Annotated in this window: 24 protein-coding genes; 12 read left to right on the forward strand and 12 right to left on the reverse strand. The window is 50.9% G+C overall.

Going from position 1 to position 24,523, the window contains the following annotated elements; all coding sequences use genetic code 11:
* The 3 genes from P6574_RS06645 to P6574_RS06655 form a co-directional block, all read right to left on the reverse strand.
* Positions 1 to 1,551 (reverse strand): undecaprenyl-phosphate glucose phosphotransferase, encoded by a 1,551-nt coding sequence (locus tag P6574_RS06645; RefSeq protein ID WP_310619579.1) that lies wholly within the window; start codon positions 1,549 to 1,551, stop codon positions 1 to 3.
* Positions 1,478 to 2,788 carry a glycosyltransferase gene (locus tag P6574_RS06650; RefSeq protein WP_310619580.1) on the reverse strand — a complete coding sequence of 437 codons (1,311 nt, stop codon included), beginning with the start codon at positions 2,786 to 2,788 and terminating at the stop codon, positions 1,478 to 1,480. The genes P6574_RS06645 and P6574_RS06650 overlap by 74 nt, the downstream gene beginning before the upstream one ends.
* 287 nt (positions 2,789 to 3,075) lie before the next feature.
* Positions 3,076 to 3,633, reverse strand: coding sequence for a polysaccharide biosynthesis/export family protein (locus P6574_RS06655; protein WP_310619581.1), 558 nt, complete (start codon positions 3,631 to 3,633; stop codon positions 3,076 to 3,078).
* Between the two features lie 217 nt (positions 3,634 to 3,850).
* Here P6574_RS06655 and P6574_RS06660 point away from each other — a divergent pair, with 217 nt between their 5' ends.
* On the forward strand, positions 3,851 to 6,127 hold the full coding sequence (locus tag P6574_RS06660) for an exopolysaccharide transport family protein (RefSeq protein ID WP_310619582.1): 2,277 nt from the start codon (positions 3,851 to 3,853) through the stop codon (positions 6,125 to 6,127).
* 190 nt (positions 6,128 to 6,317) lie between these two features.
* Here P6574_RS06660 and P6574_RS06665 read toward each other — a convergent pair whose 3' ends face one another.
* Positions 6,318 to 7,532 carry a GNAT family N-acetyltransferase gene (locus tag P6574_RS06665; protein ID WP_310619583.1) on the reverse strand — a complete coding sequence of 405 codons (1,215 nt, stop codon included), beginning with the start codon at positions 7,530 to 7,532 and terminating at the stop codon, positions 6,318 to 6,320.
* Positions 7,533 to 7,645: 113 nt separating this feature from the next.
* On the opposite strand from P6574_RS06665, the gene P6574_RS06670 reads away from it, so the two are divergent.
* Positions 7,646 to 8,791: a polysaccharide deacetylase family protein gene (locus tag P6574_RS06670; protein WP_310619584.1), complete on the forward strand. Its 1,146-nt coding sequence runs from the start codon at positions 7,646 to 7,648 to the stop codon at positions 8,789 to 8,791.
* 15 nt (positions 8,792 to 8,806) lie between these two features.
* On the opposite strand, the gene P6574_RS06675 is transcribed toward P6574_RS06670, so the two are convergent.
* A complete protein-coding gene (locus P6574_RS06675; protein WP_310619585.1) occupies positions 8,807 to 9,013 on the reverse strand; it encodes a DUF2842 domain-containing protein in 207 nt (68 codons plus the stop codon).
* 220 nt (positions 9,014 to 9,233) lie between these two features.
* Between P6574_RS06675 and P6574_RS06680 the strand changes: the two genes are divergently transcribed.
* A complete protein-coding gene (locus P6574_RS06680; RefSeq protein WP_310619586.1) occupies positions 9,234 to 10,349 on the forward strand; it encodes a COX15/CtaA family protein in 1,116 nt (371 codons plus the stop codon).
* A 232-nt stretch (positions 10,350 to 10,581) separates the two neighbouring features.
* Here P6574_RS06680 and P6574_RS06685 read toward each other — a convergent pair whose 3' ends face one another.
* From P6574_RS06685 to P6574_RS06695, 3 genes are all read right to left on the reverse strand, one after another.
* Positions 10,582 to 11,868: an O-acetylhomoserine aminocarboxypropyltransferase gene (locus P6574_RS06685; protein WP_310619587.1), complete on the reverse strand. Its 1,287-nt coding sequence runs from the start codon at positions 11,866 to 11,868 to the stop codon at positions 10,582 to 10,584.
* Between the two features lie 273 nt (positions 11,869 to 12,141).
* Positions 12,142 to 12,576, reverse strand: coding sequence for a CoA-binding protein (locus P6574_RS06690; RefSeq protein WP_310619588.1), 435 nt, complete (start codon positions 12,574 to 12,576; stop codon positions 12,142 to 12,144).
* A gap of 17 nt (positions 12,577 to 12,593) precedes the next feature.
* Positions 12,594 to 13,403 (reverse strand): enoyl-CoA hydratase, encoded by an 810-nt coding sequence (locus P6574_RS06695; RefSeq protein WP_310619589.1) that lies wholly within the window; start codon positions 13,401 to 13,403, stop codon positions 12,594 to 12,596.
* 202 nt (positions 13,404 to 13,605) lie between these two features.
* On the opposite strand from P6574_RS06695, the gene P6574_RS06700 reads away from it, so the two are divergent.
* The 4 genes from P6574_RS06700 (at position 13,606) to fabF (ending at position 16,240) form a co-directional block, all read left to right on the forward strand.
* Positions 13,606 to 14,076, forward strand: a complete 471-nt coding sequence (locus P6574_RS06700; protein WP_310619590.1) for a DUF4279 domain-containing protein — start codon at positions 13,606 to 13,608, stop codon at positions 14,074 to 14,076.
* Positions 14,077 to 14,097: 21 nt separating this feature from the next.
* Positions 14,098 to 14,535 (forward strand): PaaI family thioesterase, encoded by a 438-nt coding sequence (locus P6574_RS06705; protein ID WP_310619591.1) that lies wholly within the window; start codon positions 14,098 to 14,100, stop codon positions 14,533 to 14,535.
* Between the two features lie 205 nt (positions 14,536 to 14,740).
* Positions 14,741 to 14,932, forward strand: coding sequence for a hypothetical protein (locus P6574_RS06710; RefSeq protein WP_310619592.1), 192 nt, complete (start codon positions 14,741 to 14,743; stop codon positions 14,930 to 14,932).
* Positions 14,933 to 14,971: 39 nt separating this feature from the next.
* The gene (gene fabF, locus P6574_RS06715) at positions 14,972 to 16,240 is read left to right on the forward strand and encodes a beta-ketoacyl-ACP synthase II (protein ID WP_405048076.1); all 1,269 of its coding nucleotides are present in this window, start codon (positions 14,972 to 14,974) and stop codon (positions 16,238 to 16,240) included.
* A gap of 209 nt (positions 16,241 to 16,449) precedes the next feature.
* On the opposite strand, the gene P6574_RS06720 is transcribed toward fabF, so the two are convergent.
* Entirely contained in the window at positions 16,450 to 17,358 is a 909-nt protein-coding gene (locus tag P6574_RS06720; protein WP_310619594.1) for a leucine-rich repeat domain-containing protein, read from the reverse strand.
* Positions 17,359 to 17,575: 217 nt separating this feature from the next.
* On the opposite strand from P6574_RS06720, the gene P6574_RS06725 reads away from it, so the two are divergent.
* Positions 17,576 to 18,040, forward strand: coding sequence for a hypothetical protein (locus tag P6574_RS06725; protein ID WP_310619595.1), 465 nt, complete (start codon positions 17,576 to 17,578; stop codon positions 18,038 to 18,040).
* Between the two features lie 79 nt (positions 18,041 to 18,119).
* On the opposite strand, the gene adhP is transcribed toward P6574_RS06725, so the two are convergent.
* Positions 18,120 to 19,136 (reverse strand): alcohol dehydrogenase AdhP, encoded by a 1,017-nt coding sequence (gene adhP, locus P6574_RS06730; protein WP_310619596.1) that lies wholly within the window; start codon positions 19,134 to 19,136, stop codon positions 18,120 to 18,122.
* Positions 19,137 to 19,602: 466 nt separating this feature from the next.
* On the opposite strand from adhP, the gene rplM reads away from it, so the two are divergent.
* From rplM to P6574_RS06745, 3 genes are all read left to right on the forward strand, one after another.
* The gene (gene rplM / locus P6574_RS06735; RefSeq protein WP_310619597.1) at positions 19,603 to 20,064 is read left to right on the forward strand and encodes a 50S ribosomal protein L13; all 462 of its coding nucleotides are present in this window, start codon (positions 19,603 to 19,605) and stop codon (positions 20,062 to 20,064) included.
* A 12-nt stretch (positions 20,065 to 20,076) separates the two neighbouring features.
* The gene (gene rpsI, locus P6574_RS06740) at positions 20,077 to 20,553 is read left to right on the forward strand and encodes a 30S ribosomal protein S9 (RefSeq protein ID WP_310619598.1); all 477 of its coding nucleotides are present in this window, start codon (positions 20,077 to 20,079) and stop codon (positions 20,551 to 20,553) included.
* Between the two features lie 154 nt (positions 20,554 to 20,707).
* On the forward strand, positions 20,708 to 21,100 hold the full coding sequence (locus P6574_RS06745) for a hypothetical protein (RefSeq protein WP_310619599.1): 393 nt from the start codon (positions 20,708 to 20,710) through the stop codon (positions 21,098 to 21,100).
* Positions 21,101 to 21,118: 18 nt separating this feature from the next.
* Here the strand turns inward: P6574_RS06745 and P6574_RS06750 are convergent, their stop codons facing one another.
* Together P6574_RS06750 and P6574_RS06755 are read right to left on the reverse strand one after the other, a co-directional pair.
* A complete protein-coding gene (locus P6574_RS06750; RefSeq protein WP_310619600.1) occupies positions 21,119 to 21,739 on the reverse strand; it encodes a DUF6653 family protein in 621 nt (206 codons plus the stop codon).
* Between the two features lie 66 nt (positions 21,740 to 21,805).
* Positions 21,806 to 23,614 (reverse strand): PHA/PHB synthase family protein, encoded by a 1,809-nt coding sequence (locus P6574_RS06755; protein ID WP_310619601.1) that lies wholly within the window; start codon positions 23,612 to 23,614, stop codon positions 21,806 to 21,808.
* 439 nt (positions 23,615 to 24,053) lie between these two features.
* On the opposite strand from P6574_RS06755, the gene P6574_RS06760 reads away from it, so the two are divergent.
* Positions 24,054 to 24,383 carry a hypothetical protein gene (locus tag P6574_RS06760; protein WP_310619602.1) on the forward strand — a complete coding sequence of 110 codons (330 nt, stop codon included), beginning with the start codon at positions 24,054 to 24,056 and terminating at the stop codon, positions 24,381 to 24,383.
* Positions 24,384 to 24,523 lie beyond the last annotated feature (140 nt).

Consider the following 24,523-nt stretch of genomic DNA (forward strand, 5'->3'; position numbering starts at 1 on the left):
CTAGTAGGCGTTGTTGGTGTTGAACAGGTGGAATGGGGTTTTGAAAAGAATTACAAGATCAAAAAACAAAGACCAGTTCTCGATATAGAAAATGTCACATTCGACCCTGTTCTGGATTTTCTCCTTCGTGTCGGTTTCCCCGCGCCATCCGTTGATCTGAGCCCAGCCGGTGATGCCCGGTTTCACCTTGTGGCGGGCAAAGTAACCATCCACCACATGCTCATAGAGCCGGTTGTCGGCCTGCGCGGCAAGGGCGTGGGGGCGCGGCCCCACCAGCGATAAATCGCCACTGATGACATTGAGAAGTTGAGGGAGCTCATCCAACGATGTTTTGCGCAAAAAGGCTCCGATTTTTGTAACCCGCTTGTCGCCCCGCACCACCAGTCGTGAGGCCGAGGGATCACTGGTATGGTGGTACATGCTGCGAAACTTCAGGATATTGATCAGCTCGTTATTAAAGCCATACCGCTTTTGCCGAAAGAAAACGGGGCCAGGAGTTTCCAGCTTTATGGCAAGGGCAATGAGGAGAAAAATGGGCCACAACACGAGTAGCGACAGGGAAGCCAGCACAACATCGAACAGTCTTTTGCTGATCGCGTTCCAATCCGTAATGGGGCGTTCCAACACATCAATAAACGGGACAGTACCCTCAAAGGACGAGGCTTTTCCGCGCAAGCCCAGTTTGTCGTAGTGGGCCGACAGGCGGATATCCACGGGCAGAACCCAAAGGTGCTCCAGAAGTTCGACAATGCGTTTTTCCGCGCGAATTGGAATGGTTACAAGCAGCATGTCAATGCGGGCAATACGGGCGAACTTGATGAGGCCGGAGATTGTTCCCAGCTTTGGGTAGCCTTGCACCACATCTGGCGAGCGGTGCGCGCCCCGATCATCAAAAATTCCGCAGATGGAGATATCCAAAGTCTCGCGTTTTTCAAGTTCATTGATGAGGTTGGCAGCAGATGTCCCCCCCCCAACGATGACAGCGCGGCGGATGAGACGCCCTTGCCTGACCCATTGGTTTATGGGGAAACTCCAGAAATAGCGGGAAAGGGTGAGAATGATTGCCGCGCTTATATACCAGTGCAGCAGGGCTTCTCTTGGAATGGCGTCGACCCCGTGAACAAGGGTGATGAAAACGGTCAAGATGGTGATGATCATGCCCCACGCCACCTGTAGGTTAAAAAACTGATGGGCTCGGGTTTGCAGCAGATGGATTTGGTAGAGCTCGATGAATTGAAACATGACTACGGTGAGCGTTGCTGCGGCCAGAGGCAGTAAAAACTGCCAGCTTCCAGCTGGAGTGGGGAAGGGGCCAAGCAGAAAAACGCAATATCCCGCCAGAAAGACCAGAAGCGCATCTATAGCGCGCAAGGCCCCAAACAGGACCTTCCGTGATATGGTCTTGGTTGCAAGGTTGGCGGCCAGATCCAGAGCGTCCTGTGAAAGTGCGCCGGATACTTTTACTCCATCTGTTTGTTCATTTGCTTTGGTGCTGCCGCTGGTTTCGTGTGGAGTTAAGGAACTTGGAGAATATGGTGCTGCTCTGGTCATCAATTGTCCGGCTAAGGCTTTTGTTGTCGATGGGGGTTGCACTTGGTTCGAGGCACTGTGGGTTTTTTATGTTTTGGGGAGACGTGTTTCTGACTTTTATATTTTCAAAACACACCCCGTAAAACTCGGTGATCTGCTGGGCCATGTGCCGGGCGCTAAACCGGTTTTTGACTAGGGACGTAAGCTTTGCGATTTGGTGGGGAGAAAAATATCCGGGCTGTAAAGCCTTTTCCATGCTCACTGCAAGAGATGGCAGGGAGTAAGGCTCCATCAAGGTGTAGGGCGTACTGCTGAAAATTTCACGTATGCCGCCGCTGTCCGTTGCCAGAAGGGGCTTACCCGCTGCCAGCATTTCCAGAACGATATAGGGAAAGGCTTCCTGTCGTGATGGGACCACGGCAATGCGGCCATGTGTGAGCGCCCGTTTTATGGGGAGGTGACCCGTAAAATTCACCTGTCCATTTAGCTCCAACCGATGGCAAAGCGTTAAATACTTTTCTTTGTCCGGCCCATCGCCGACAATCGTCAGGGTTAGGGGGGATCCGGTTTTCTCACTTGTGATTTTAAGTGCGTGAAGCAACAGGTCTACGCCCTTCAAATCCCGAAGTTCGCCTATATACAAGAAGTCTGTTGCGGCCTGTTGGCAGGGCACGGATATGAAATCCTCATCGCGAAGGCCGTTGTGGACAACACGGTTTTTGCAGGCTGGCGGGCCTATTTTTTCTAGGTAGCTGCGCCGTTCCTGCTCGCACACAAACAACAGCCCGTCGCTATGCCGCTCCTGCCACCGTTCCAGTTGCAGATATAGTTTTCCTTGGGAGGTGTTTTGTGAAAAGTGAAGGCTGCCCCCATGAGTGCTGTAAATCCGCAGGGGGGCAGGGCGTGCGCGTGGCCACATGGCAGCGCCGAAACGGGCCAGCATGCCTCCCTTGGCCCCGTGCCCATGCACCACCTGTGCTTGTGAGCGACTTAAGATGACGCGGGTGCGCAGAACACACATGATATCAGCAGGCGAAGGTTCGCGGCCAATGGGGAGGCGGTGCAGACCCAATGCCAGATGTTTTTGAAGGTGGGACAGGCGCTCTTCATCATAGGAGCCACCGGCAGGGTGATCGCAGATGATCCCCACCTCATGGCCTGCGGCTGCTTGCTGGTCCGCCAAGTCTTCTAGGTGGCGCAAAATGCCACCCGAAGGCGAGCGCACACAGTGGAATATCTTTAAAGGCGGATACTGCATTGTCGATGATCCCCAACGTATCGCCGCTTCCCAAAAAAATACATGGAAAAGCTGCATAGTATGGAAACTACACCCACTTGCGGGGAAGGTTAAGGATAAATAAAATTCTATTAAATATATAGTTAACGGCTAATATATTTAGTATTTCAATTAGTTAAGTGGCAAATGTGCATGAATGAACTCCCATTGTAAATGGTTTTCACTTGTGCTGGTATCAGCAAAAATAAGAGGAGTTGAGAGCTTAATTTCCTGTTTTTAAATAGTATTAAGCTGCAGTTGGAAGTGCACTAGAAAAACCGCTCTCGTACGTAGATGGTGTCTCCCGGACGCAGCGGGTCGGTGATGAGGGTTCGAGCGCTGAATATTTTGCCGTCGATCTGGCGGGTGATGTCAATATCACGCTGGTTGGCACGACTTGTGAAACCGCCTGCGGTGGCTATGGCGTTTTGTGCCGTCATGCCCGCAATGAAAGGATATTGCCCGCTGCTGGAAACTTCTCCCATAACGAAGATAGGCCTGTATTGGGCAACTTCAACGGAAACGTCGGGCTCGCGGATATAGCCGGCTTTGAGCTTGCGTGTAATGAGCGCGGCGAGCTGGGCTTGCGTGTGACCTTTGGCGGGAACCTGCCCGATGAGGGGGAAGAAGATATTGCCGTCTTGATCCACCATATAGGTGTTGGTGAGATCGCTTTGACCATAAACCGTGATCCGAATTTGGTCACTGGCCTCCAGCTTATAAGGCTGCACCAAGACACCATGAAAAGCTGCCGGTGGCTTTTCATAGGTGTTGCACCCGCAGATCCACAAGGAAATGCAAAGGATCGCAAGGAATCGCAGCTTCATTTTTTCCCCTCAATTAAAACTAGGAGATCTTTGGCTGAACTTTGTTAATATTAATTAAATAAAAATAACTACTAGATTGAAGGGCTGGAAAGTCTACTCTTAGAAAATAATAGTAAAATTATCATAGTATTTTATCGTTTATGTTTAACTGATTGGTTACTATAATAGTAGATTATAACCAGTTAGTTTTAATATGCGCTGCGTTAAGGGTTCGTCTGTGCCGCAGGAAGATGTCTTTCTTGACCTTGGTGTTTTATTTCGCCAACTTTTAAAATCGTGCCTTTGGCTCTTGCCGCTCTGTGTGATTGTGGGCGCCGGAGTGTTTACGCTCGCCTATCGCAGCCCGCCTGTGTTCACCAGTGAATCAAGAGTGCTGATTGATACCTCCAGTTTCTCGTATATGGGGCAGGACAGGGGGAGCGAGAGCGAGCGGGCATTGCTGGATGGACAGGGGGTTGCCAGTCAGGTCCAGTTGCTGCGCTCCCGCGATTTGGCGCGCCGTGTGGTGCAGGACCTTTCGCTGGATACTTCCGAAGAGTTTTTGGAGGCCAGTCGCCCCGGTCTTTTTGAAAAAGCACTGGCGTCACTTGGAATTGCACAGCGCAGCAATGCGGTTTCCGATGAGCAAAAGGCGCTTAAGAAACTCATAGAAGACCTTGAGGTTTACCGCGTGGATGACTCGCGGGTAATCTCGGTGAATTTTACCTCCCAATCACCCTCCCTGTCAGCGCGGGTTGCGAACAAAGTGGTAGGGGAATATCGCTCCCTCCAAAATATAGCCAAGGAAACTGCAAGTAATACCGCTGCTGAAGCTTTGTCGCCCCAAGTAGCGCGGCTGCAAAGGGAAGTGGAGCTTGCTGAACGCAAGATCGAGGAATTTCGGGCCAGTGCCAACCTGTTGCTGGGCAGCCCTACCCAGACATTGAGCCAGCAGCAACTGAGTGAGCTGAATTCCCGTCTTTCCAGCGCGCAGGTACAGCAGCTGGACACTGAAGCGCGTGCCCAGATGATTGCCGGTCTTTTAAAAAACGGTGGCTCGCTGGAAACGGCCAGTGAGGTTTTGAGCTCTCCTCTGATTCAGCGACTGCGTGAGCGGCAGATTGAGCTGAAGACACGGATTGCGGAACTGTCTACCACGTTGCTGGCCAGCCACCCGCAAATAAAGGCTTTGCGCTCGCAGCTGAACGGTTATGAACAGCAGATCAGAAGTGAAGCTCGAAAGATTATGCTGGGGCTGGAAAATGATGCCACGATGGCGCAGCAGCGGGTTGAAGATTTGGGCGCACGTCTTGAACGGCTGAAACAAGATGCTGCCCAAGCGGGAACTGATACGGTCCGCCTTCAGGAGCTGGAGCGCGATGCCGCAGCCAAAACACGGCAACTTGAAACGCTGATGACCAATCTGCGTGAAGCGGAGATACTGCGAAGTGCAGGGATCTTGAATGCTGAGTCGCGAGTGATTTCAAGGGCATCTGTGCCCATTGAACCCTCTGGCCCTCATCCGCTTGCGCTTGGGGCCCTGTCAGCCTTTGCCTGCTTCTTTCTGGGTCTTGTGGGGGTAACAACACGCAGCTTGACAAGTGGGCTCGCCCTTCAAAAGGAAAGCTACACTGTTCCTCACCCGCAAGTGGTGGACGCGCTTTCTGTGGCGGGATTGCAAAATGCAGCGGATATGCTGGTCGCTGATCGTTTGCGCTCGCAGGCGCAGGAAGAGGGCACGGCGTATGAGCACCAAAGCGCACCGGCTCCCCAGCAGTCCCCGGAAGCAGATGGGTTACAAACGCCGACCGATACAGCTCCTGAGACTTCGCTTTCGGAGCCCGGTTTGGCAAAAGATCCTCCCCATTTTGCCGAGGAGCCTGCCACTGGATATATTCATGATCCGGTTTCTGTTGGCGCTGGGTATGACGAAGTTTTGACAGAACAGGTGCAGCGGGTTGTTGTTTTAAGTGTCGATAGTGAAAATCTGTCCCAACAGGTTGCCTTGTCGTGTGCCCGTAAACTTGCCGAAAAAGGCACTGTACCACTATTTTTGGAAGTGAGAGCTTCGGGCACCGGTGTCCGCGCTGATACTTCTCCCGTGCATCCCCTCGACAGTTACCCCGGCTTTTCCGAGTTGCTGGAAGGAAGCGCTGCATTTTCCAATGTGATCCAGCGTGACTATGCTTCGCGGGCACACATTATTGAAACGGGTAACTTGCCCATTTACGAGCATGCCATTGAAGAGGGGCGGTACGGCCTTATTATGGATGCGCTGGATGAAACCTACGATATTATTATTGCAGATTTAGGGTTAATTGAACCAAGCCTGATTTGCGCTCAGATGGTGAGCGAAGCGGATCGGGTTATTGTGGCCACCGACGGCTCGCCCACGGGGCCGGAGCTGGATCGGGCTCTAGATATTTTGGAAAAACACAGTGGTGCACCGGTGGAAGTGGAATGCATTCCAGGCGGGGATGTGGCTGCCTACTATGGTATCGAACGGGCAGCGTGACGTGATTAAAGCACATCGCGTTCATTCGCATTCACGCTGTGCACTCTAACTTATTTATTTTGAGCGAATTCTTGTCGTTTGATTGAACCCAATCAAACGGAACGCGCTCTAAAACGTATCCCCGAAAAGTAGATGCCGGTTTTCGGTTAAGGATACGCGCCCAAACAATAGGTTAAAGCAGTGAGCTGTTTCAATCAAACGGAACGCGTTCTAAACGGGCTGACAAGGCCTTGCTGTATTTTCTAAGGGCGCGGTAGGCCTGCCAAAACCGCTTGTTGGCCCTTAGGGCGGTTTTCAGCTTGAGATGCTGTTTCATAACAAGGCAGTGAAGTGCGCCGCGCTTGGAGAGAGGCTCTATCCAGTCTCTCAAAAATTCAGGCTCCGCCCATGCCAGCTTATAGGCCTCCTCTCCCAAGCCGTAATCGAAGGCTGTCATGCCCCTCTGGCACAGATCCTCAATAACAGCAGTTGCCAGATGTTCGCCCGGAGATAAGCGCAGGTAAGGACCGGAGGTGACAGACAGGGAGTAGCAATAAAAGCACCCATTGGCCTCCATTCCAATATACGTGGCTAAAACCTGATTTCCATGTAATAGGGCAAAGAGTGCAGGCTGGACGCCGCAGCTTTGAGTATGAAGGTTTCGAACGAGGGCATGAAGAAATTCAGCATGACTTTTTTTTGTGAACCCTGCGGGAATTCCTGTCAGTTTTTCACGCTCAAACCGCTGCTTAATAAACTGGTTTACGAGGTCTTGTTGCTCCGGCAGTGTGGTGAGGCGCTTGGCAATAAGCGGAGCAATCGCCTCCAGTTTACGCCGTTTGCCGCGCAGCTTCTGCCGTGATGAACTGGACCTTTTGGAGACGATAAACTTTTCAGGCTCCGCGCCTAATTTAAAAGGGTAAACGGCATTGGGGCTTTGCTGATCTTGCGAGTTAAAGAGCGGGTTTGGGACTGTGCCAATTGAGGCTGGTGTATTGACCAGTTGAAGCGTGTCAATGCCTTCGTCGTGAAGGTGGTCTTGCAAGGGGGCACGCAGGCTCTCAGTCAAGCTCCCTAAATAGTCAAGGTCCCATAACCCGGTATTCTGGTTGCCTAGAGTGTCACCTGCCCATCTGGCGGCTTTACCAAAGGCGGAGTGGTAGATGCACAGGCAAAGAATAAAAACCGGCTGCCCTTGAACAGAGCCAGTCACGAGGAAAGGGCGGGCCTTGGTGTGTTTGGCTAGAGCATGAAACCACGCCGTACACCATGCCCTGCGGCTATAGGGTGAACCTGCCCCATGTGGCTCCAATGCTTGCCAGATTTCTTCCAGTTGGGGCGTATCCAGACAGTGGTGGGTGGTGAGGTGCAATGGGGGCTTGAGCTGGCTTTGAGATGCGGTGTTGTTTTTGTATGCAACGGACATAAAGCCCCCTCAAGTAAACAATGACAGCCAGACCTTAGAAAATATGTGGTGCAAACCCTGATGTTTTTCCCCTAGGCTTACTTTAGGTAGTTCTATGAGATTCGCGAGTGCCAATGAACATAAGAGAGTCGCTTATCAAGGTGGGGGCTTCCAAACTATCGAAAAAGTGGCTCGGAAAACTGATGCGGCCCATCACCGGCGGCAGAGGCGTCATCTTCACCTTACACCACGTGCGGCCAGAAATGCGGCATACTTTTCAACCTAATAGAGGGCTGGAAGTGACACCGGCGTTTTTGGAGGGAACCATTGTTCAACTGCGAGCAATGGGAATGGACCTTATTTCGCTGGAAGAAGCGCTTTTTAGGCTTGGACGAAAGCGAAGGGCTGGAGAGCGTCCGTTTGCTGTGTTTACCTTTGATGATGGCTACCGCGACAATAAAATTTTTGCGTACCCTATTTTGAAGGCTCACCGCGTTCCTGCAACGATTTTCATTTGCAGCGGTCTTGTTGATGGAACCGCAGACATGTGGTGGACAGTGCTGGAGCGGATTATTCGTGAAAACGAACAGGTGGAACTCTCCTTTGACGGGGGGAGGCTGGTGTTTCCAACACAGAGCTTAGAGGAAAAGCACAGGGCCTTTAAAATGGCCCACTATCATTTGATGAATGAGGTCAGTGAACGCCAACAGCGGCTGGCCATTCGGAAAGCCTGTGAAACCTATGGAGTTAACTCTACCAGCCTTTGCAAAACACTTGTTATGGGGTGGGAAGAGCTGCAAGAGCTGTCCCGAAGCCCGCTTATCACTCTGGGCGCTCATAGCGCCAATCACTTTGCCGTTGGCCGTTTGCAGGCCTCTCAAGCCCGTTTGGAGGTCGCTGCCGGGATGGAGCGGATGCAGGAAAAGCTTGGCCTGACACCCAGACACTTTGCATTCCCCTATGGGGGGCGTCTGGCTGCATCTAAAGTAATTGGGGGAGAACTCGAGGAACTGGGTCTGAGTGCGGCGGTGACCACTCAGCCTTCTACGCTTGGCAGGAAAAACTTAAAACAGCCCATGTACCTGCCCAGAGTCTCCTTGAATGGAGATTACCAAAGCGCGGAGATGGTGGAATTATATGTGAGCGGCCATGCATTTCCCATCTATAAGGCCGCCTCTTGGGCGCAAAGACTAATTGCACCGCGCCCGCCTTTTGTGCCGCCTGTTGAGGACTATTCCGAATTTTACAAAGAGCAGGCCCCAATGGAGATGGTTTATTGAATGCAAGCGCCGCCTTTAGTCGCTCGTCTTATACATCCACTTGATGATTCCGGCCGCGGGCAGAACCCAGATCAGACCGGCAATGGCAAAGTAGGAAAATTGAACGGCCCAATGCTGCTGTCCCATTGTCATATCGCCGATCACCATGGCAATGAAGCAGTAGATAATAACGAATGCGACGAGAGCGACCATTCCGATAAAGCGGCGCAAGCTGGATGACATGGGTATTCCTTATTCGCAAAAACGCCCCTGTTCGAGAGGCTCTAAATTCCTGCCTGAAACCTGCTTTGCGAGCCGGGCTCCAGCTATATCCTTCCTGTGGTAACCCCAGAAGGAGTGGACGCGTGAGCGACTTGTGACAGGTCTTTCCAGACAAACTGCCTATTCCATTCGTTTTGATCGCATATATAGTTCGTTAAAGTTTGTCGACAGAAAATGAGTTATGATTCGAGCAATCCACAGTGGGAACGGGCAGGGTACAGGGCTTGAAAACGGCAGATCTGTACGTATCTGGCTCTATTTTATATGCCTTTTGATTTTTGGCATGGTTGTCGTGGGTGGGGCTACGCGCCTTACCGATTCCGGCCTTTCAATTACCGAATGGAAGCCTGTTCACGGGGTGATTCCACCACTCACCCATATGCAATGGCTGGAGGACTTTGAAAAATATAAGCAGATTCCCCAGTACAAACAGATGAATCTGGGCATGAGCCTTGAGGAGTTTAAGACCATTTTCTGGTGGGAGTGGGCGCACCGCTTGTTGGGGCGCACCATTGGGTTGTTTTTCTTTATTCCGCTTGTGTGGTTTTGGGTGCGCGGGCGCTTGCAGCCATGGATCAAACCGCGCCTTGTGTTTGCACTGGCTCTTGGCGGGCTGCAGGGCCTCATCGGCTGGTGGATGGTGTCTTCCGGCCTGGCGGAACGTGTGGATGTGAGCCAGTACCGTCTGGCTGTGCACTTGAGTATCGCTCTGATTTTGTTTGCCTATCTGTTTTATCTGGCGCGCCTGTTAAAATGGACTGCGAGAGGGGAGAAGATCACAGGAGATGTGAATAGCGACGCCTTTACCCGCATGAGCTGGGCCATTTTACTGCTGTTGTTCCTCCAGCTGTTTATGGGGGCACTGGTGGCAGGCCTGAATGCGGGACTTACTTTCAACACATGGCCGTTGATGGACGGACAGGTGGTTCCTTCAGGACTACTGGCGATGTCTCCGTGGTGGTTGAACTTTACTGAAAATGTCATGACAGTTCAGTTCCAGCATCGGGTTACAGCTTATGTTTTGACCGGACTGATTGCCTTTCAAAGTTATCGGGTAATGCGCGGAACGGGAAACTTAGACCTGCGCAAAAATGCCCATTGGATTGCAATAGCTGGGATTGTTCAGGTGGCTTTGGGCGTGGTGACGCTTCTGGGGCATGTGCCTCTTGATCGGGCTTTGCTCCATCAGGGCTTTGCTGTCGTGCTGCTGGCCCTGTGCGTTGATCAACTTGTATTGCTGCGCGGTGCAAAAGCACCGAGCTTTGCAGCACTATCCCCGCAAAAAAAAGAGGCGTGAGAGGCCTCTGCTTCCACTGTCAACGGGGTTTTAGAGCACATCGCGTTCATTCACATTCACGCTGTGCACTCTAACTTATTTATTTTGAGCGAATTCTCGTCGTTTGATTGAACCCAGTCAAACGGAATGCTCTCTAAAGCAGTGAGGCGTTTTATTGAAACAGCTCACTGCTTGAAGCTATTGTTTAGGCGTGGATCGCCGAAAACCGGTATCCACTTTTTGGCGGTCCGCTCTAAACGCCTTTGGCCAGCGCTTGTTCCATATCGGCGATGATGTCGTCGATACCCTCAATGCCAACTGATACCCGAACCACATCAGGGCCAGCGCCAGCCGCCGTCTTTTGCTCGTCGGAAAGCTGGCGGTGGGTGGTAGAGGCTGGATGAATTACAAGGCTTCTTGTATCGCCAATATTTGCCAGATGGGAGAAGAGCTGCAGATTCTTCACCAAGGAAATGCCTGCGTCATATCCCCCCTTCAAACCAAATGTGAACACGCCGCCAGCCCCTTTAGGGCAATAGACCTTCTGGAGAGCGTGATAGGGATCGCTTTCAAGGCCTGCATACGACACCCAGTCAACGGCCTTATGGTCTTCCAGATATTGCGCCAGCTTCAAGGCGTTATCGCAGTGGCGCTGCATGCGCAGGGCCAAAGTTTCAATGCCCGTGAGAATATTAAAGGAATTTTGCGGCGAGATGGCGGGGCCAAGGTCCCGTAGCCCCAGTACGCGGCAGCAGATGGCAAAAGCCATGGGTCCAAAAGTCTGGTGCAGCACCATACCGTTGTATTCTGGGCGAGGCTGGGAAAGAAGCGGATAGTTTCCGCTTGCCGACCAGTCAAAACTTCCACCATCTACAATGGCTCCGCCCATGGAGTTGCCATGTCCGGCCATAAACTTGGTCAGGGAGTAAAGCACAATATCCGCACCATGCTTGAGCGGCTGGCACAGATACGGGGTTGCCATGGTGTTGTCTACCAGCAGGGGAAGGCCTGCGTCATGGGCCACCTCCGCAATGGCCTCGATATCCATCATCACTCCGCCGGGGTTGGCGATGGACTCAATGAAGACCGCCCGTGTATTTTCGTCAATGGCTTTTGCGAAGCTGTCCGCGCCAATGTCTTCTGCCCACTTCACTTCCCACCCGAAGCTTTTGAACGAATGATTGAGCTGGTTAATGGAGCCGCCGTAGAGCTTCTTGGAGGCTACAATATTGCAGCCGGACTGCATGAGAGCATGAAAGGCCACAAGCTGGGCCGCATGACCCGAGGCCACAGCAACTGCACCGCTGCCACCATCCAGCGCGTTGACCCGCTCTTCCAAAACCGCCGTGGTTGGATTGGTGATGCGGGTATAGATATTGCCAAAGGCCTCTAACCCGAACAGGGAGGCTGCATGATCCACGTCATTAAAGACAAAAGAGGTTGTCTGATAAATAGGAGTGGCCCGCGCCCCCGTCGTCGGGTCCGGCTGCGCCCCTGCATGAATTGCCAGAGTATCAAAACCTTTGGTCTGCTCGCTCATGATTTCTCTCTCAAATGCATTTAATTGATCAACATCCAATCCATAGAAAGTTTTATTGGAGATCAACCCTGTCTGTTTAAACTTGCGTGGCAACTATGGGGCGAGAGAACTGGAGTCGCAACATAAATCCAGAAGCTATTGCTGATTTAGCCTCAATGGTTGGGCATCAACTATGAACTATCGTGTTAGTTTCTATAAAATGAAGAACAAAGGGCCTGCAGTGCAATAGCCTTTTGCTCTTAATCATATGGTAACACTCAGATATGGGTGGGGCTACAGTCCCAACCTCTCATATTCAATCTTCGGGCAGCGGTTCATGATGGGGGTGAGGCCTTTTTCGGTTGCGCGGTTTGCAGCCTCTTCGTTGATCACGTCCAGTTGCATCCAGATGGTGAGGGGGAGAGGGGAGAGGGTTAAGGCCTCATCGGTGACAGCCCCCGCAGCCTCTGAATTTCGGAAGATGTCTACCATATGCACCCTCTCTTTTATCTGGGAGAGGGAGGCGTAGACGGTTTGGCCCAAGATCTGCTTTCCCTCCAAACCGGGGTTTACGGGGATGACCCTGTGGCCCTTGTCCAGCAGGAACTGCATGACCCGATAGCTAGGGCGTTCCGGTTTTGGACTAGCGCCCACCAAGGCGATTGTTTTTGCTGTTTTCAAAGCCTCGGTAATCAGGGTATCGCTGTAGTGATCTTGGGCAGCATTCATTAGTCAAGCCTTTTGGTTTATGCGTCTTTCCACTCTGGTGTGCGCTTTTGCAAGAAAGCATTGATGCCTTCTTCGGCGTCGTTTGCAAGCATATTCTCGCACATAACCTTGGAAGCGTAGTTGTATGCCTCATTCAATGGCATATCCAGCTGCTTATAGAAGGCTTCCTTGCCGATCTTGATCGTGTGAGCGGACTTTGCCGCGATTGTTTCGGCGTATTTTTGAACGACAGTTTCCAGATAATCGGATGGAATGATGCGGTTGATAAGGCCGAACTCCTTGGCGGTGGAAGCATCTATGCTCTCGCCGGTCAGTAGCATTTCCATGGCTTGTTTGCGCGAAACGTTGCGGGACAGGGCAACCATGGGAGTGGAGCAGAACAGGCCGATGTTGACGCCCGGTGTGCAGAAGGTTGCAGTGTCCGTGGAAAGGGCCAGATCGCACGAGGCGACCAGCTGGCAGCCGGCGGCTGTTGCAACACCTGTCACCACTGCAATAACGGGTTTGGGCAGGGTGACAATCTTTTGCATGAGCTGTGCACATGCTTTGAATGTTTCCTCATAGAACTGCTTGCCGCCATCCTCATTCGCACGGGCTGCTGTCAGCTCTTTCAGGTCATGGCCTGCGCAAAACACTTTGCCTTCGCCGCCAAGAAGAACAACCTTCACTTCGGAGTCTCTGGCAGCCTCATCCAGCGCATTATCAAGAGCCAACATCATGGCTCGGGAAAGGGCATTCATGGTTTCTGGCTGGCGCATAACAATGCGCATGACGCCATTATGGATCAACGTGGAAAGGGGCGTTTTTTGCTGCTGGCTGTCGCTCATGGCAGGGTATCCTTTAAAGAAATATTTTGGTGCATATTTGCGCTGGAGGCAGGCAAAGTGCAACCGCCTTTGTGGGTGAAGCCACAGCTAGAAGTCTGAGTATCCCCGATAGACTTTACTACCTCTTTTGCGTTAGTGTTGTTTTGCTATATACTTATGCGTGTCAATAATTATCTATTGATTACTAAAGGGAGTCTCTAGCTTGGAGTCGTGGGACACTAAGAGCAAGTTTAAGTCACGCCTGACCCTGATCGATTGCAAGTACGAAAGTTGCTACGATACCTACTCAAAGTTCATAATATATACGAAATCTAGGGCATCTCAAATTACAGAGTTCCTTAAAATAGAACCCAGTGAATGCGTTCAGAAAGGTGACACTTTTGTAAACTCTCTGGGCAGGAGACGGACAGCTCCTAATTCCTATTGGCTCTTGTCGTCTGAAAATCACATTCAATCTAAGGATGTGAGAGACCACATGTCTTGGTTAATTGCTGAATTGTCCCCTCATGAAGAGGAGATTCGAAGATTGCAACAGCAGCAAGGAATAGAAATGTCGATTAATAGTATTTGGTGGTCTAAGGGCACTGGAGGACCAACAATTTGGCCAGAACAAATGGAAGCTTTTGCGAGATTGAATTTGGAGTTGTCCTTTGATGTATATTTTATTGATTAAGCTAGTAAAATTGAGGGATTTATGAATTTGAAAGTAAGGCTTGGTGCGCAGGAGTTGACGGCGTTTTTGGATCAGGTTTTCCCGCAGATGCACTCGGGTGGACGGGTGTTTTTTATTGAGGACGTGGGGCCGGGAGAGGCTAAGGTTCGGCTGGAGGCAGGAGAGAATGAACTGCGCCCGGGGGGGACTGTTTCTGGGCCTTCGCTGATGACGCTGGCCGACTTTGCAGCTTATACGGTGATTCTTTCCAACATCGGCCCGCAGGCGCTGGCGGTGACAACCAACCTCAATATCAACTTTCTGCGTAAGGCGGAAAAGGGGGCGGTGTTTGCGGCGGCCAGAATATTGAAACTGGGCAAACGGCTTGTGGTGATTGACTGCGAGATCTGGCAGGGTGCTCGCGAGAATCTAGTGGGCCACGCGACGGCAACCTATTCCATCCCGCCGCAATCCCAGTGAATTAGTCATATAGGGCTCAGCATGGGCTGGGTCACTCTATGTCGTGTATATACTCAAAGCAATGGATACTATTGATTTTAGCTTTTTAACCGGCCAATGTGTGCTTGGCAAATCGCGCAACGCAGCGAGGTCGGTTTCGGCCTTGGCTGAGTCATTTGGCAATGAAAGGTCAGGCCTTACTCGAAATCCTGCCCTTTTAGAAAAAATGAAGTTGGTTGAACGCGATGTAGGCGGACGAGGCGGAGCAAAGGCCTATCGTCTTACAAGGCTGGGTCAGGAGAAGCTCACTTACTTACTTCCGGTTTGGGAGCAAGCTCAAGTACAAGTGCGCGGAATACTGGGAGACCGGATTTGGAACAACATGCCGGAGGCCCTGCAGGAGCTTAGCAAACTATAAGATTTTTGATTTTTTGTGTATGCACACAAGGAGACGATGATGCACAGTGATCCAATAGTCGTTACAGGCATGGGCTTGATAACCCCGCTTGGGTGCGGGGTTTGGCCGGTTTGGCAAAATCTGATGCAAGGCCAGTCGGGGATACGGCCTATAACCCGCGCTGACTTTGCTTCTATTCCTGTAAAGATTGCGGGTAATGTTCCAGATCACCGTGAGCATGCAAATGGCCTCGATCTTGATGCGGTGGTCTCGGTAAAAGATCAAAAGAAAATGGACCAGTTTACCGCGTTCGCCCTTGCTGCAGCAAAAGAGGCTTTGGAACACGCAAACTGGCTGCCGCAATCGCAAGAGCAAAAAGACAGGACAGCTACCGTCATTGGGACAGGGGTTGGTGGACTGCCCGTTATCACGGAAGGTGTCAAAGTCTTGAGCGAGAAAGGCCCGCGGCGCATTTCTCCATTTATTGTGCCTCAATTTCTAGGAAATCTTGCGGCTGGGAATGTTTCAATCCGTTATGGATTTAGAGGTCCAATTGGCTCTCCTGTGACCGCCTGTGCTGCGGGTTTGCAGGCAATTGGAGATGGAATGCGGCTGATTCATAGCGGCGAAGCTGATGTTGCTTTGGTCGGCGGCACCGAATCTTGCATTGATCCGCTCGCTTTGGCAGGGTTTAGCGCCGCTCGCGCACTGTCTAAGGAAAATGAACGGCCACAGGCCGCCTCGCGTCCCTATGACCGCTCACGAAATGGATTTGTCCTTTCTGAAGGGGCAGGGATGTTGGTAATTGAAAGACTGTCCCATGCGGAGCGCCGCGGGGCCAAACCTCTGGTGATTTTGCAAGGATACGGCACCAGCGCCGACGCCTATCATCTCACGGCAGGGCCTGAAAACGGAGAAGGGGCGGCTCTTGCTATGGAACGGGCCTTGAGGAATGCCCAATGCCAGCCAGCGCAAATTGACTATGTCAATGGCCATGCCACATCCACGCCGATTGGAGACAAAGGGGAAGTGGCTGCGCTGCGCAGCATATTCCATAATTTGCTGCCTGAAATTCCCATTTCTTCTACTAAATCAGCAACCGGCCATATGCTTGGAGCTGCCGGAAGTGTGGAGGCGATATTCACCTCTCTTGCGGTTATGACAGGCAAAGTCCCCGCGACTTTGAATTTCTCTGAACCAGACCCTGAGAATGAGGATTTGGATTTTGTGCCCGAGCTTGGCCGCGAGAAAAAACTGGGCCACGCCCTGTGCAACGCCTTTGGCTTTGGAGGGGTGAATTCCGCTCTGGTGGTTCGCGCGGTAGACTAAGACCAGTCAGTAATAAGAGGAACTTATAGGGTTCCTTCTGGATCCCGGCTCGTTGGCCGGGATGACCTTGTAAAAAGACAAGGATGTCACTCCGGATTTGATCCGGGGTCCAGTTCCATCTGAGTTAGAAAGTGGCTTCCTATAGGTTCCAAATAATGCAGCTTGGTATAAGGTTTCACTGCGCCAAGACCCTTGATCGTTTGAAGTGGCTATAGGTAGATCAAGGTACCTTGATCCCTCAGGGTCTGGAACCATGGGGGCTCTTTTCCAATTCGTGTCCAGCGCAAGTCCAGTTTGCGCAGCTTCTTGAGGTTTTGAAGGCTTTCGGGAAGCTCTGTCAACGGGTTCGCACGCAAGTCCAGATAAGCAAGGGCACCCAGTTCTCCAATCGACGCGGGCAGGCTTGTTAAACAAGTGCCGCGCAGGTCCACAAACTCAAGTTGTTTCAGCTGCCCAAAGGTTTTTGGGAGTGCTTCAAGCGGATTTCCGCGAAGGTAGAGTTCTCTCAAAGCTGAGAGGTTGCCAAGACTTGCCGGAAGGTGGGTCAGCTTGTTGTTGTAAAGGCGTAACTCCTGAAGCTGGACAAGCTCCCCCAGTGCCTCTGGCAGCTCGGAAATTTTGTTGTCAGTTAGACCGAGATACCTGAGTGATCTGAGGCCCGAAAGTGCTTTCGGGAACTGGGTGATATTGGTGTCGCTCAAGTATAGAGTTTCCAGATTAGACAGATTGCCAAGCTCCTCAGGGACGTTCTCCAATGGCTGATGGCTTAAATCCAGAATTTTGAGCTGCGACAGAGCACCTAAAGCGGGGGGAAGAGTTTTGAGGTGGTTGGAATAGATGTAAAGCTCTTTAAGTCCGGAAAGCTGGCAGATCTCCTCGGGGATATTCTGGAAGGCGTTTTCTCCCAGAAAAAGCCGTCTTAGGCGGGGTAAGTGCGATAGGGGGGCTGGAAAGTGGTCCAGCGCCATGGCGGTTGCAGAGACATCCAGCTGGTTTGTCTGGCTGTCCACTGCGTAGGAAAGGGCACCGTTTCGGCGTTCGCAGATGAACGGAACCTGATGAATGTCCTGCGTGATTTCCCTCAGGATTTGCACTGTATGGGCTAAGGAATCTGTCATCTTTTACCTTTGCTAAAACCGCTCTCAGTGAATTCGGTCGTTCATGTCTACTAGTTTGTTTCTAAATATAAAAATAGTTGGGTGCACTTCTTACTAGCACATAGTTTTAGCTTGTTGAGTGGTCCGTTAACTTTTAGCTTTTGGCAACTGAAGAAGGATTCTTCATTGGTGGAATTTGCAATAGTGCATCTGGGAGGTTCTATTGTTTTTTAGGCGCTTGGCCGATTTTGTTTTAGGCTGTCTTATCTTTCCGTTTCGTTTTGTGCCGGTGGTTGTCAGCCTTGTTTATGTTGTATTTCTGGCGGTGAATGCCCTGCTGGTTTTATTTATTCCGGTGCTCTGGGATTTATATGTGGTGGAAACGCCGCGCTTTATGGGTATGTTTCGAGAGTTTCTTTTCTATGAAAAAACAGCATTTCTTGGCATCCCGCTTGTGTTTTGCGCGGTTGCCTTTTTAAATCTGCTTTTTGCGAACAATCTTCTGAATATTGTTTTTTGCCGCAGCCATCGGGGATTTTATTATCTCACCCATGATACGCCCTTGACCATGAGACACTACAGATTGGCGGGGTGGGCCATGAGTTACTATGGCCTGTGCTACGCGATTGACTTCATGATATTCGAGTTCGACATGAGTGAGGCCATGCAACAGGTGGAGTTGGTTCGAACCTACTTCTCTTAGGGGCCGTTTCGAACTTCAACAAAACACCCGCTAGTGCTGCATGGCATAGCGGGTGTTTTGTTTGTGGTCTGCGGATAATTTACAGGTCCATCACAATACGGCCGTCGATTTTTCCCTTAATCATCCGGTCAAAAATATCGTTGATATTGTCCAGTGGCTCTGTTGTGTAGTGGGCAGTTGCCTTGCCCTCTGCTGCGAGTTGCAGGGATTCGGCAAGATCATTGCGTGTTCCAACGATAGAGCCGCGTACCGTTTTGCGGTTCAAGACAAGGTCAAAGATAGAGAGAGGGAAGTTCTCGGGGGGAAGGCCCACAAGGCTCATGGTGCCACCACGGGCGAGCATGCCCACGCCTTGCTCAAATGCTTTCCCAGCCACTGCGGTAATAAGAACGCCTTCAGCGCCGCCCCCTGCCTGCACTGCTTGAATTGGGTCTTCATTCAAGGCGTTGACGGTCATGTCAGCCCCAAGAGATTTGGCAAGGGACAGCTTGTCATCGGCAATGTCCACCGCAATCACGTGCATGCCCATAGCTTTCGCATATTGCACTGCCAAGTGGCCAAGGCCGCCAATGCCTGAGATAACCACAGTCTGTCCGGGTTTGGCTTCCGTTTCTTTCAAGGCTTTGTAAACGGTGACGCCCGCGCACAAAATTGGGGCCGCAGGGGCAAATTCAAGTTTGTTTGGAATATGGGCGACAAAATTGGGATCAGCCAGAGAATATTCGGCAAAGCTTCCATTCACGCTGTAACCCGTGTTTGATTGGTGGGTGCACAGGGTTTCCCAGCCCCCTACACAATGATGGCAGCATCGGCAGGCCGTATGGAGCCACGGAACACCAACCCTGTCACCTTCTTTCACGTTGGAGACACTGCTTCCCGCTTTCACGACGATCCCAACACCTTCATGGCCAGGAATAAAGGGCGGGCTTGGTTTGACCGGCCAGTCGCCGTGAGCTGCGTGCAAATCTGTATGACAAACGCCTGTCGCCTCAATTTTTACGAGGATTGAATCCTCACTAACCTCTGGAACGGGAACTTCGCATATGTCTAAGGGTTCTCCGAATTTACGGACGACTGCTGCCTTCATCATGGCCATGTGATTTCTCCTTGGGCTTTGAAATCTGTCGCATTTTCAAATTTGCACAAGTTTTGGTTGAGCTGCAACCGAAAGGATATGCGGGAGTACTGGTTATAGTGTCGCAGGTTAATGCGGCTCTATGATGAAAGTGAAAATTTGAACCTTCAGGTGCGGGAGGTGTTTTTCTGGGTAATCTGGTAAATGAAAGGGTCGGGGCGACTTTGAAAAGCAAATGAGCAGTTTTGCGGGCTGGAAGTGTCCACCAAACAGCTCTCATACACAAATATTATGTGGTAATATGATACCTATTTTGTAAGTATTTGAAATATAATGATTTTTTGTAGACTTGTGATTTTTTTTGCTCTTGACGTGAGGCTCTAGAACACGTATCACCCCTTGCGAAGAGACGAGAGGCAATTGGCAGGTTTCTGCTTTGCGTTTGTTTCTAACCTAATTCCAACTGTCCAATTAACGGTACAGAATAATGAAAACGCACTCTACCAAAGTGGCAGAGGTCGAGAAAAAGTGGATCTTGATCGACGCTGAAGGTGTTGTGGTTGGCCGTCTTGCGGCTTTCATCGCAAACCGTCTGCGCGGCAAGCACAAGCCGACCTACACACCACACATCGACGATGGCGACAATGTTATCGTGATCAATGCTGACAAGGTTGTCCTGACAGGCAAGAAGTACGAAAACAAAAAGTACTACTGGCACACAGGCTACCCGGGCGGTATTAAAGAGCGTACTGCTCGTGCAATCATCGAAGGTCGTTTTCCAGAACGCGTTCTGGAAAAAGCGGTTCAGCGTATGATGCCAGGTGGTCCTCTCAGCCGTACGCAGCTGAAGAACCTGCGTGTATACGCAGCCGGTGAACATCAGCATGAAGCTCAGTCTCCTGAATTGGTAGACGTTAAGAGCATGAATGCTAAGAACGCTAAACGCTAAGAGGGGTTAGTAATGTCCGACCTTCAGTCCCTAGAGGATCTGGGCGACGCAATCGCCCCAGCACAGCCGGAAGCTCCTGTACACGTTCAGAAGCTGGACGCACAGGGCCGCGCCTACGCAACAGGTAAGCGTAAAGACGCTATCGCTCGCGTATGGGTTAAGCCAGGCACCGGTAAAATCGTTGTAAACGGCAAAGAATTCAACGAGTACTTCGCTCGTCCAGTTCTTCAGCTGGTTCTTCGTCAGCCAATCATGCTCACAGAGCGTGATGGTCAGTACGACATCACTGTAACTGTTGCAGGTGGTGGTCTGTCCGGTCAGGCTGGTGCAGTACGTCACGGCATCTCCAAGGCTCTTACACGTTATGAGCCAGAGCTGCGCGGCGTTCTGAAGAAAGAAGGCTTCCTCACACGCGATAGCCGTGTTGTTGAACGTAAGAAGTACGGCCGCCGTAAAGCTCGTCGTTCCTTCCAGTTCTCCAAGCGCTAATACCGCAGGGAAGCTTCTTTGGAAGTTTTGGGAAAAGGTGTCCTTCGGGGCACCTTTTTTCGTTTGGTATCCCTTATTTGACAGCCGATTCTTTTACCTGCTTTTTATGAGTTCGGGCCTAAATTCGAAGAGGTTTGGGTTGAGGAGCGCGATGATGAGGAATCTTGGGTTTGTGGTGACCACCACCATTTTTGTTCTTTCTGGTCTGGTAGGGGTTGCAAGCGCACAGACTGTTAGAGTTGAAAGGTGCGGGTTCAAGGCAGGGCCGGAGGGGAATAGCACCGGTGCGGAGGTGCTGGTGGATAGTGAGGAGAGTGCCTTAAGTCCTGATGGTCTGGTTGGAATGGTGCTTGGGGCGAAAAAAGGCGATCAATCTCCCATGAATGGAGATTGTGTGACCTATCAAAATCTGAAGCCGGTTTATCAATGCCAGTCAACGCACCCAAGCTTTACCTTCAAACCTGTGAAGTATAGATACCGCATTTTGAGCAGGAACCAGACAGTCCTCATCGACTGGCGTGAAATTTCCTGCAAGGACACAAGTTAAAGCGGCTTTTGCGCAGCGCTATCCACGCCGATTGAGCGGGGGGTATACCTTGTAGGTATTATTGTCATTATCGGGGGAGAGCTGCCAGGACTTGTAAACGGGGTGCGTATTTTTAACCTCTGCGTACAATCTGGACATGGAGTCCAGATAGGTGAGCTTGCTGAGGAGGGCAATGCTGCCCCCTGTGATGGCGATCAAGGGGAGGGTGTTTATAGCTCCGACAATCCCGCTCACCATGCCAACCAAGGTCACTAGGGTAAGAGTGAATGCTTGTTTGCTTCGAAGACTTTCGATGGGAACAAAATGTCGATTGTGCCAGATCCGCTCTCCAAAGGCGGCCCGTGCTGGCCAGCTTTTTACGTTGACGGGTAGTGAGAGTAAACGGGGGGCAAAAATGACAATTGCTGCAATAAATAGAAGAATGGATCCCGTGATGGGCCACCCCAGATCCGGTTGGAAGTAGAGAGTGGCAATGGTGAGGGGACCGCTTATCAGGCGCAGGTTCAGGCTGAGCCAGGTTGCTTGTGCGGTGAGTAAACGGCTATCCAGCCCGATGGTCCGAAGTTGACCAACTGGCAGGGCGCGTGCGCGAAAGGTGCCGGCTTTATATTTATTTTGTACGGCGCTCGTATCCTTCACGGGGAGGCTCCTAATAAAGAAAGGGGCTGTTGCCCCTTTCTTTTACTCTAAGTTAAAGAACTGAGGTCAGGACCGCACTTTAACATAACTTCCAGGAGCGTCTTCCAGTATTTTTACCTTATCTCCATTCAGGAGGCGGGCCGGCACCTGTTCATCATCATGGTCTTTGATCCATTTGTCCCAGTGTGTCCACCATGAACCAGGGTGCTCAGTGGCGCTCTTCTCCCACTCTTCCAGTGTTTCGCAGGATTTACTGTTGGTCCAGTACTGATACTTTTTCTTGGAGGGTGGGTTTACAACCCCGGCAATATGGCCAGAGCCACTCAAAACATAATCAACAGGTCCACCGAATAGTTTGGAGCCTTTGAATACAGACAGGGCCGGAGCAATGTGATCTTTCTTCGTGGCCAGATTATAAATGGGAATCTTAATGTCCGAGGGCTTCAATACCCGCTTGGCCATACGCAACTTACCCTCCGCGAAGGCGTTGTTTAAATAACAGTTGCGCAAGTAATAGGAGTGGTTGGCCGCAGCCATGCGGGGGCTGTCGGAGCTCCAGTAGAGAAGATCGAAGGCATCAGGGGCTTCACCCTTGATATAGTTACCCACCACGTAGCGCCAGATCAGATCGTTGGGACGCAGCATGTTAAAGGCGGCTGCCATTTTACTTCCGTCCAGATAGCCCTTGCGTTTCATCTGATCTTCAAGACATTCAAGCTGCTCTTCATCCACGAAAACTTTCAGATCGCCTGCGTTGGTAAAGTCAATCTGGGTGGTGAAAAATGTAGTCGTGGCTATCTTGTCGTCTTCACCAATTCTGGCAAGGTAGGCCAGTGTGAATGCCAGTAAAGTACCACCCACGCAGTAGCCGATAGCATTGACTGTTTTTTCGCCTGTTGCTTTTTCCACGGCCTCAAGGGATTCAAGGATTCCCTCTTTCATGTAGTGCTCAAAGCTCTTCTTGGCCTGTCTCTCATCCGGGTTCACCCAAGAGACCACAAAGGTTGTGTGCCCTTGTTCGACTGCCCAACGGATAAAAGATTTTTCCGCATCCAAATCCAGGATGTAATACTTGTTAATCCAGGGTGGAATGATCAGAAGTGGCCGTTTGAGGACGTTTTCCGTGGTTGGACTGTACTGAATCAGCTGGCATAGATCATTTTGCATGATCACCTTGCCAGGGGTAGTGGCAAGGTTCTTGCCAACCTCAAACTCGGCACTGTCTGTCTGCCTGATTTTCAGGTCTCCATTGCCGGCCTCAATGTCTTCCGCAAGATTGCCAAGGCCGGTGGCAAGGTTCTTGCCGTTTGTGGCAAAAGTTTCGCGCAAAAGCTCTGGATTGGTCAAAACAAAGTTGGAAGGGGAGAATGCGTCTGCGAGCTGGCGGATGTAAAATTCTGCCTTGTGTTTAGTGTGCTCGTCCAGATCATCTGCTTCTTCCACCAGGTCTTCGGCCCAGTTGCTCGTTTGCAGGTACATCTGCTTGAGGAAGTCGAAAATGCTGTTGTCGTTCCATTCAGGGTCTTTGAAGCGCCTGTCCGTGGGAGTTGGTTTGACGGCAGGCTCGTCACTGTCGCCGCTCATGCGTTTAAGGGAGCTTTCCCAAACATTCATGTAACCAGTCCAAAGGCGAGACTGGGCTTCAATGGCTCTGCCGGGGTCTTTGGCCCAATAGCCCCCCACCTCAACAAGGGCCTTCAGGATACCCGCCACCTGATCGGGAGAGTCCGGCTCGATTTCACCTTTTTCCCGAGGCTCAAGATAGGCTGCAAGGGCACGACCGCCGTTTTCAAATATTTTGGCAATATTTCTTGATAGTTCTTCCGGGTCTTTTACTGTGTACTGTGAAATTAGGTTCCTATGATCAGTGGTCATTGACTTTACAAATCCCTATTTTCGGAGGAGACCCATGAAAAGGGTCCCTAATCTACTTTAAATTCCAAAAAATAGTTCCAGTAACTTTAGGTAAAGTTTTTTTATTCATTGATTATTACAGTTCCAAGAAACTTCACCTCTATTATAGAGGGGTTTTTTTATTTTCCTATGAAAACTATTGGGTTATGTGTCGCTATGCCTAATTAAATAGGCCCATAAATAAAATATTTACCTAAAGTTGAGGTTTTTGCCGCTGGCTGATGGGGAGAACCGGCGCTATGCGGGGGTCATGCAAGCCGAAACCGGTGAGAATCGTGTATAGACTGTCTATAAATATAGTCGGGCGCTAGCTATCGAGTGATGGTCTGCAGTAACTGGTTCTGCAAAGCTATCGCAATAACCGCTCACCCTGACACCGAAATGAAAGCATCATAAATCCATGACAAACAACCGTTCTCGATCACTCTTTGGCCTTTGTTTTGTAACTGCCTTGGCGATCCTTTCCGGCTGCACGTTTAACGAGAACCTGACCCTTTCGGAAGCCATGCAGCAGGATGACAAAATTCCTGGTGAGCCGGAGTATGAGCCTATTCTTTATAATGATGATGGCCTGCTTTCAGATGAACAGCGTCAGCAGACGGAAGCTGAACTTATGGCTTTGAATGAGAATGCACAGCGCGCGGGAGCCGCCAGCCAGCAAGCGGGCGGGCAGAGCTCGGAGCTTGAGCAGATTGCTGACGAGGCGCAGCAAAGTGCACAAAATCCGTAGAAATAGAGTCAATCTCCTCTGAATTTTATACAAATTGATGGACCTGCCGAAGAAGTTTACCTGTTTATACAAGTGGGTAACTTTTGAGGGGGCTCACAAAGAAAATTGGGGAGGAATTCTCATCTGGCGTATTAATTGAG

It is taken from the genome of Pseudovibrio sp. M1P-2-3 (genome assembly GCF_031501865.1).
Lineage (GTDB): Bacteria > Pseudomonadota > Alphaproteobacteria > Rhizobiales > Stappiaceae > Pseudovibrio > Pseudovibrio corallicola.

Bases quoted from the DNA above. Each gene is read 5' to 3' on its own strand.
- P6574_RS06645 (WP_310619579.1), bottom strand. From the start codon at position 1,551: ATGACCAGAGCAGCACCATATTCTCCAAGTTCCTTAACTCCACACGAA.
- P6574_RS06650 (WP_310619580.1), bottom strand. From the start codon at position 2,788: ATGCAGTATCCGCCTTTAAAGATATTCCACTGTGTGCGCTCGCCTTCG.
- P6574_RS06655 (WP_310619581.1), bottom strand. From the start codon at position 3,633: ATGAAGCTGCGATTCCTTGCGATCCTTTGCATTTCCTTGTGGATCTGC.
- P6574_RS06665 (WP_310619583.1), bottom strand. From the start codon at position 7,532: ATGTCCGTTGCATACAAAAACAACACCGCATCTCAAAGCCAGCTCAAG.
- P6574_RS06670 (WP_310619584.1), top strand. From the start codon at position 7,646: ATGAACATAAGAGAGTCGCTTATCAAGGTGGGGGCTTCCAAACTATCG.
- P6574_RS06675 (WP_310619585.1), bottom strand. From the start codon at position 9,013: ATGTCATCCAGCTTGCGCCGCTTTATCGGAATGGTCGCTCTCGTCGCA.
- P6574_RS06680 (WP_310619586.1), top strand. From the start codon at position 9,234: ATGATTCGAGCAATCCACAGTGGGAACGGGCAGGGTACAGGGCTTGAA.
- P6574_RS06685 (WP_310619587.1), bottom strand. From the start codon at position 11,868: ATGAGCGAGCAGACCAAAGGTTTTGATACTCTGGCAATTCATGCAGGG.
- P6574_RS06690 (WP_310619588.1), bottom strand. From the start codon at position 12,576: ATGAATGCTGCCCAAGATCACTACAGCGATACCCTGATTACCGAGGCT.
- P6574_RS06695 (WP_310619589.1), bottom strand. From the start codon at position 13,403: ATGAGCGACAGCCAGCAGCAAAAAACGCCCCTTTCCACGTTGATCCAT.
- P6574_RS06705 (WP_310619591.1), top strand. From the start codon at position 14,098: ATGAATTTGAAAGTAAGGCTTGGTGCGCAGGAGTTGACGGCGTTTTTG.
- P6574_RS06710 (WP_310619592.1), top strand. From the start codon at position 14,741: ATGAAGTTGGTTGAACGCGATGTAGGCGGACGAGGCGGAGCAAAGGCC.
- fabF (WP_405048076.1), top strand. From the start codon at position 14,972: ATGCACAGTGATCCAATAGTCGTTACAGGCATGGGCTTGATAACCCCG.
- P6574_RS06720 (WP_310619594.1), bottom strand. From the start codon at position 17,358: ATGACAGATTCCTTAGCCCATACAGTGCAAATCCTGAGGGAAATCACG.
- adhP (WP_310619596.1), bottom strand. From the start codon at position 19,136: ATGGCCATGATGAAGGCAGCAGTCGTCCGTAAATTCGGAGAACCCTTA.
- rplM (WP_310619597.1), top strand. From the start codon at position 19,603: ATGAAAACGCACTCTACCAAAGTGGCAGAGGTCGAGAAAAAGTGGATC.
- rpsI (WP_310619598.1), top strand. From the start codon at position 20,077: ATGTCCGACCTTCAGTCCCTAGAGGATCTGGGCGACGCAATCGCCCCA.
- P6574_RS06745 (WP_310619599.1), top strand. From the start codon at position 20,708: ATGAGGAATCTTGGGTTTGTGGTGACCACCACCATTTTTGTTCTTTCT.
- P6574_RS06755 (WP_310619601.1), bottom strand. From the start codon at position 23,614: ATGACCACTGATCATAGGAACCTAATTTCACAGTACACAGTAAAAGAC.
- P6574_RS06760 (WP_310619602.1), top strand. From the start codon at position 24,054: ATGACAAACAACCGTTCTCGATCACTCTTTGGCCTTTGTTTTGTAACT.